The organism is Nocardioides sp., assembly GCF_035703625.1.
Classification (GTDB): Bacteria; Actinomycetota; Actinomycetes; order Propionibacteriales; family Nocardioidaceae; genus Nocardioides.
This window is the reverse complement of the sequence record NZ_DASSXS010000020.1, coordinates 1-6,327: the sequence shown is the minus strand read 5'-3', so window position 1 is coordinate 6,327 and position 6,327 is coordinate 1. Positions and strand designations below refer to the sequence as shown.

Here is a 6,327-nt window from a genome sequence, read left to right as displayed (position 1 = left end):
CAGGGGGCGCTGCACCTGATGCGGACCGGCGCGGCCGGAGTCCTCGTCGGATTCGGGGGCGGGGCCGCGCACACCACCCGGACCGTCCTCGGCGTCGCCGTGCCGATGGCCAGCGCCGTGGCCGACGTCGCGGCGGCCCGGCGCGACTACCTCGACGAGTCCGGCGGACGGTACGTCCACGTGATCGCCGACGGCTCGATCGGTCGGTCCGGCGACATCGCCAAGGCGATCGCCTGCGGTTCCGACGCGGTGATGGTGGGGTCGCCGTTCGCCCGGGCCAGCGACGCGCCCGGCCGCGGCTTCCACTGGGGCGCCGAGGCGCACCACGCCGAGCTGCCCCGCGGGGAGCGGGTCCAGTTCGAGACCGTCGGCACGATGGAGGAGATCCTCTTCGGCCCGTCCCGCGTCGCCGACGGCACCATGAACCTGATCGGCGCCCTGCGCCGCTCGATGGCCACCACCGGCTACACCGAGCTCAAGGAGTTCCAGCGGGTCGAGGTCGTCGTCGAGTGATGTGAGGGCTTCGAGGAACGAGAAGCCGTCACATCGTTGGTGGTCGAGCAGCGACCGCGACCGAGCTCGCGAGGTCGCGGCGGAGCGTGTCGAGACCCGGTGACCCTCCGGTCCACGCCGGCCCGTAACTCCGGGCCACTAGAACTCGTTTCACTTTCCGTGAGGCTGACGGCAACCATTTCTCTGGTGCTGGCCCTGGTCCTGGCCGCTGCCTCGGGGCCGGCCGACGCGCGGGCGGCCGCGACGGCGGATGGTACGACGGTCCCGGTGCCGCAGCTGAGCCGGCCACCCGACGGGATCCACGGCCACGCCCTCTGGGACGCCTGGCACCAGCTCGAGCCGTTCGGCTACCAGCAGCGGGAGTACCTCGTCAGCGGCGAGGCGCGGGCAGCGGACGGCAGCACGGCGCCGTACACCACCCGGATCGTGGTCTTCCGGCCCCGCGACGACGACCGGTTCAACGGCACCGTCCTGCTCGACTGGGTCAACGTCACCGCGCAGTTCGAGAACGCCGTCGACATCCTCGAGACACGCGAGATGCTGCTCCGCGAGGGCTACGCCTTCGTCCACGTCAGCGCACAGTCGGCCGGCCTGTGCTGCACCCCGCTGACCCCCAAGGTCTGGGACCCGGTCCGCTACGAGGCCATCGACCACCCGGGCGACGCCTACGCGCCCGACATCTTCGCCCAGGTGGCCCGGGCGATGAGGGCCCCGGCCGGCGCCGACCCCCTCGGGTCGCTCACGGTCCGCCGGGTGCTCGCCTCCGGCCAGTCCCAGTCGGCCAACCGGCTCTACGGCTACGTCTCCTCGGGCCAGGCCGCCCGCGACGACGTGGTCGACGGCTTCCTGATCCACGGCGGTGGGGAGAAGACCTTCGACGTCCCGCTCGCCACTCCCGTGCTCCACCTGCTGAGCGACCTCGAGGCCGACCCCGCGCCGCCCGGCGACGACCCCCGCTACCGCCTGTGGGAGGTCGCGGCCACCGCGCACTCGGACTACTTCATCGGCTACCAGTCGATCTTCGGCAACGGACCGCGCACGGCCGACCAGCCGCCCATGGACCGCGCCGGGTACGACGCGCTGATCGACGCCGCCGGCAACTACGGGCAGGACCCGGCGCCGCTGCACGCGACCTGCACCGCCGCCGGTGCGACCATGCCGATGCACTACGCCGCCTCCACCGCCCTGCACCAGCTCGACCGCTGGGTGCGCACCGGGGAGGCACCGCCGGTGACCCCGCGGTTCGCGTTCGACGCGACCGGCACGCTGGCCAGGGACGAGCACGGCAACACCCGTGGCGGGATCCGGATGCCGCCGGTGGAGGTGCCGGTGGCGACGTACCTCACCACCGCCTGCGGCCTCGGCGGCATCACCGCGCCGTTCACCGACGCGCAGGTGCAGGCGCTCTACCCGACCTTCGCCGACTACCAGCGCCGGATGACGGCGGCCACCGACCGGGCCGTACGACGGGGCTGGCTGCTGCCGCCGGACGCGCGCGACCAGATGCGCCGGGTGTGCACGATGCGCGAGCGGTACCCGGCCGGCTCCCGGGGCCGATGCCGGGACTACCGGCCCCCCGCCTTCGGATCTGCCTGAAACGGGGCCCGGGCCTGACACACTGGCTGCCATGAGCCGCACCAGCGCCCTGAGCCCGCAGGCCCGCTCCGCGGCGCTCGACCACCTGGCCGACCCGTCGGCCGAGCTGGACGTGCTGGTGGTCGGCGGCGGGATCGTCGGCGTCGGGACTGCCCTGGACGCGGTCACCCGCGGCCTGGCCACCGGGCTGGTCGAGCAGCGCGACCTGGCCTCGGGCACCAGCAGCCGCAGCAGCAAGCTGATCCACGGCGGCCTGCGCTACCTCGAGATGTACGACTTCGGGCTGGTCCGCGAGGCCATCGGTGAGCGCGGCCTCCTCCTGACCCGGCTGGCTCCCCACCTGGTCCGCCCGGTCTCGTTCCTCTACCCGCTGCACCGGACCCTCGAGCGGCCCTACGTCGGCGCCGGGGTGGCGCTCTACGACACGCTGGCGATGCTCGGCAAGTACGACGTCGGGGTGCCGCGGCACCGCCACCTGTTCCGCAAGCAGGTGGCGCGGATCGCCCCCGACCTGCGCACCGAGGACCTCGTGGGCGCGATCCGCTACTACGACTGCCAGGTCGACGACGCCCGGCTGGTGATGACCGTCGCCCGCACGGCGGCCGGTCACGGCGCCCACGTGGCGACCCGCACCGAGGTGACCGGCTTCCTCCGCGAGGGGGAACGGGTGGTCGGGGTCCGAGCGGTCGACCTCGAGACCGGCCGCGAGCTCGAGATCCGCGCCCGGGTCGTCGTCAACGCCGCCGGCGTCTGGACCGACGAGATCCAGGAGATGGTGGGCGGGCGGGGCAGCCTCGACGTCCAGGCCAGCAAGGGCATCCACCTCGTGGTCCCGCGCGACCGGATCCGCTCCCAGGCCGGCTTCATCACCCGGACCGAGAAGTCGGTGCTCTTCGTGATCCCGTGGGGCCGGCACTGGATCATCGGCACCACCGACACCGACTGGAACCTCGACAAGGCGCACCCCGCGGCCAGCCGGGCCGACATCGACTACCTGCTCGCCCACGTCAACACGATGCTGCGTGAGCCGCTCGACCACGAGGACGTGGAGGGCGTCTATGCCGGCCTGCGTCCGCTGCTGCGGGGCTCCCGCGAGCCCACGTCGAAGATCTCGCGCGAGCACACCGTGGTCACTCCCGTGCCCGGTCTGGTGATGATCGCGGGCGGCAAGCTGACGACGTACCGGGTGATGGCGAAGGACGCGATCGACGCCGCTGCACACTCCCTCAAGGCAACGCTGAACACGACCGTGCGCGACTCGATCACCGACCGCGTCCCGCTGGTGGGAGCGGCCGACTTCGAGACCCGCTCCAACCAGCGAGTGATGCTCTCGCGCCGGGCGGGACTCCACGTGGCCCGGATCGACCACCTGCTGGGGCGGTTCGGCGGGCTGGTCGACGACGTGCTCGAGCTCTGCGCCACCAGCCCCGGGCTGGCGGTGCCGCTGGAGGGTGCTGACGACTACCTGTCGGCCGAGGTCGTGTACGCCGTCACGCACGAGGGCGCCCGCCATCTCGACGACGTGCTCACCCGCCGGACCCGGATCTCGATCGAGACCTTCGACCGGGGCGTGAAGGCTGCCGCGGCGGTGGCCCGGCTGATGGCCGGTGAGCTCGGCTGGGACGACGCCCGCACCGAGGACGAGGTCGACCACTACCTGCGCCGGGTGGAGGCCGAGCGCCAGAGCCAGGCCAAGCGGACCGACCAGGAGGCCGACGAGGCCCGGGTGAGCGCCCCCGACATCGTGTGACTCTGGACCGTTCCGGCTGAGGGGAACACACTGGAGAGCATGACGGTCCCGTCGGTCAACGGCTTCCAGCCGCGTGGCCAGTTCCCACCCATCGGGGACTACGGGTTCCTGTCCGACTGTGAGACGACGGCGCTGGTCGCTCCGGACGGTGGGGTCGAGTGGCTCTGCCTCCCGCGGATGGACTCGCCCAGCGTGTTCGGAGCGGTCCTCGACCGCGACGCCGGGACCTTCCGCATCGGGCCGACCGGAGTACGCGTCCCGTCGTCGCGGCGCTACATCCCGGGCACCCTCGTCCTGGAGACGAGCTGGTGGACGCCCGGCGGCTGGCTGGTGGTCACCGACGCGTTGCTGATCGGCCCGTGGCACCACGACGACCACCGCTCGGAGACGCACCGCAGGCCGCCCACCGACTACGACGCCGACCACGTCCTGCTCCGGCTCGTCAAGTGCGTGAGCGGACAGGTGCAGGTCCGCATGGACTGCACCCCGGTCTTCGACTACGGCGTGAACCACGCGACGTGGGACTACGGCAGCTCCGACTACCACGAGGCGATCGCGACAGGTGACGGCGACGGCCTGCGGCTCCACCTGACGACCGACCTCAACGTGGGGTTCGAGGGCCCGCTGGCGACCTCGAGAACCCTCCTGAAGCAGGGCGACAGCCGGTTCGTCGCCCTGTCATGGAGCGAGCACCTGCCACCTCGCACCATCGAGGAGGCGCGACAGCGGCTGACCTGGACGTGCCACCACTGGCAGCACTGGCTGGACCGCGGCCGGTTTCCCGACCACCCGTGGCGAAGCCTGCTGCAGCGCAGCGCCCTGACCCTGAAGGGGCTGACGTTCGCCCCGAGCGGGGCCGTCGCGGCCGCGGCCACGACGTCGCTGCCCGAGACCCCGGGCGGCGTGCGCAACTGGGACTACCGCTACACGTGGATGCGCGACACCGCCGGAACCCTCGCCGCGCTCTACACGCTCGGCTTCGACTGGGAGGCCAACGACTTCTTCCAGTTCGTGGTCGACGTCGTCACGGCCGAGAGCGGCTCCCTCCAGCTGATGTACGGCGTCGACGGGGAACGGGTCCTCGAGGAGCGGACCCTCGACCACCTGTCCGGGTACGACGGTGCGAGACCGGTGCGCGTCGGGAACGCCGCCTACTCTCAGCGACAGCACGACGTCTGGGGCGCGGTCGTCGGCGCCATCGACCTCTACACCGCACACCAGCGCCTCGACGACAGGACGTGGGCGATGGTCAGGGCCCTGGTCGAGGAGGCCCTCGACCACTGGGGCGAACCCGACCAGGGCATCTGGGAGGTCCGCTCGGGTCCCCAGCACTTCACCTCCTCCAAGGTGATGTGCTGGTACGCCGCGAGCGCCGGCGCACGGCTCGCGGCGGGCCGGGGCGAGAACACGCTGGCCGACGAGTGGCGGGCCGCGGCCGAGGAGATCCGGACCGACGTGCTGGAGCACGCCGTCGACGAACGAGGCGTCCTCACCCAGCACTACGACACCAAGGCCCTCGACGCGTCGGTGCTGCTCGTGCCGCTGCTGGGGTTCCTGCCCTGGGACGACGAGCGGGTGCGCAACACCGTCCTCGCCGTCGCCGATGAGCTCACCGAGGGCGACCTGGTCCTCCGCTACCGGGTCGACGCCACGGAGGACGGCCTCACCGGCGAGGAGGGCACGTTCACGATGTGCTCCTTCTGGCTGGTCTCCGCCTACGTCGCCATCGGCGAGCTCGACCGCGCTCGACGCCTCTGCGAGAAGCTGCTGTCCTACGCCACCCAGCTGCAGCTGTACGCCGAGGAGATCGACCCGCACAGCGGCCGGCACCTGGGCAACTTCCCCCAGGCCTTCACACACCTCGCGCTGGTGCACGCGGTGACGGCGGTGATCAAGGCCGAGCGGGACGAGGCGCGGGCCGACCGCCAGCGGTGACCGCTCGGCGCACGCCGGCGGCGACCTGCCCGGAGTGGTTCGGGGAGCGGCGGTGGGGGACGTAACCCGCGGCGACCCGAGGTCGTTGACCGACCATCATGATCACCCCCCGCATCGTCACGACCGCCCTGCTCGCCGGAGCCCTGTGCGTGGGGGCCGGGGCCGCGTCCGCCGTACCCATTCCCCCTGACCCGCGACCGCCGCAGTCCCCGGCGTACGTCGGAGCGCCGGCGACGCCGAGACCGGTCGACGTGGCGGCACCGCCGCAGCACCCGTTCATGGCCGCCAACCCCGGCAACAACATCCACAACGACGCGTACATGACCGACGCCTACCAGCGGATGGGGCCGCTCGGGAGGCAGCCGGTCTCCACCTCGACCCTCCAGGCGGCCGAGTGCGCCTCCCTGACCTTCGACCGGCGGAACCGGCTCGAGACGGTCTGCGTCGGCACGAACACGGTGACCCTGAAGCTGTTCGACCCGACGACGCTGGAGGAGCTGGCTTCCTACAACCTGCCGCCGCGCCGCCTCGGG

The 6,327-nt window shown here is 72.3% G+C and carries 4 protein-coding genes and 1 pseudogene; all 5 read left to right on the top strand.

What is annotated here, in order from left to right; all coding sequences use genetic code 11:
• On the top strand, positions 1 to 513 hold a 513-nt coding region (locus tag VFN12_RS01005), incomplete at its 5' end, for an IMP dehydrogenase (protein ID WP_325116672.1).
• A gap of 159 nt (positions 514 to 672) precedes the next feature.
• Positions 673 to 2,109, top strand: a complete 1,437-nt coding sequence (locus VFN12_RS01000; RefSeq protein ID WP_325116671.1) for an alpha/beta hydrolase domain-containing protein — start codon at positions 673 to 675, stop codon at positions 2,107 to 2,109.
• Positions 2,110 to 2,140: 31 nt separating this feature from the next.
• Positions 2,141 to 3,859, top strand: coding sequence for a glycerol-3-phosphate dehydrogenase/oxidase (locus VFN12_RS00995; RefSeq protein ID WP_325116670.1), 1,719 nt, complete (start codon positions 2,141 to 2,143; stop codon positions 3,857 to 3,859).
• Positions 3,860 to 3,898: 39 nt separating this feature from the next.
• Positions 3,899 to 5,794, top strand: a complete 1,896-nt coding sequence (locus VFN12_RS00990) for a glycoside hydrolase family 15 protein (RefSeq protein ID WP_325116669.1) — start codon at positions 3,899 to 3,901, stop codon at positions 5,792 to 5,794.
• A 98-nt stretch (positions 5,795 to 5,892) separates the two neighbouring features.
• A pseudogene (locus VFN12_RS00985) lies at positions 5,893 to 6,327 on the top strand (hypothetical protein); the annotation flags it as partial.

Bases quoted from the DNA above. Each gene is read 5' to 3' on its own strand.
- VFN12_RS00995 (WP_325116670.1), top strand. From the start codon at position 2,141: ATGAGCCGCACCAGCGCCCTGAGCCCGCAGGCCCGCTCCGCGGCGCTC.
- VFN12_RS00990 (WP_325116669.1), top strand. From the start codon at position 3,899: ATGACGGTCCCGTCGGTCAACGGCTTCCAGCCGCGTGGCCAGTTCCCA.